The organism is Megasphaera sp. AF13-6AC (genome assembly GCF_027685385.1).
Lineage (GTDB): Bacteria > Bacillota > Negativicutes > Veillonellales > Megasphaeraceae > Megasphaera > Megasphaera micronuciformis.
The window spans coordinates 1-519 of the sequence record NZ_JAQCUN010000354.1 but is presented as its reverse complement, the minus strand read 5'-3'; the positions used below and the strand labels follow the sequence as shown (position 1 = coordinate 519).

Annotated in this window: 1 protein-coding gene; it reads left to right on the top strand. The window is 54.5% G+C overall.

Going from position 1 to position 519, the window contains the following annotated elements:
• The coding region (locus tag PGX78_RS09440) for an HAD family hydrolase (RefSeq protein WP_270446715.1) at positions 1 to 519 on the top strand (519 nt) is incomplete at both ends.

Here is a 519-nt window from a genome sequence, read left to right as displayed (position 1 = left end):
TAGAACGACTGGCGGATGTAAAGACGGTTGTTTTCGATAAGACCGGTACGTTGACGCGCGGCATCTTCGGTGTTACAGCCGTTCATCCGGCTAAAGAATTTTTTGCCGAAGCGATGCGTGAAGGGAAGTCGCCCGAAGAAGAGCTCCTTCATTTGGCGGCCCATGTTGAAGCCATTTCGACTCACCCTATTGCCGAATCATTGCGCCGTGCCTATAAGGCTGACGGTGACGGCTGTAAGGTGGAAGGCGGAGAAGAAGTTCCCGGCAAGGGAATTCGTGCATCAGTCAACGGGAAAACCGTCTGTGTCGGCAACAGCCTCTTTATGGAATCCGTCGGGGCCGTCGTTCCCGACTGCCAGTGTGACGGCACGATTATTCATGTAGCCGTAGACGGAGTATACGCCGGTCACGTAGCCGTTTCCGATGCTTTGAAACCGCACTCGAAAGAGGCCGTGCGGGCATTGCGTAATGAAGGCGTAAAAAAACTGGTGATGCTGACAGGCGACAGCCAGACGACGG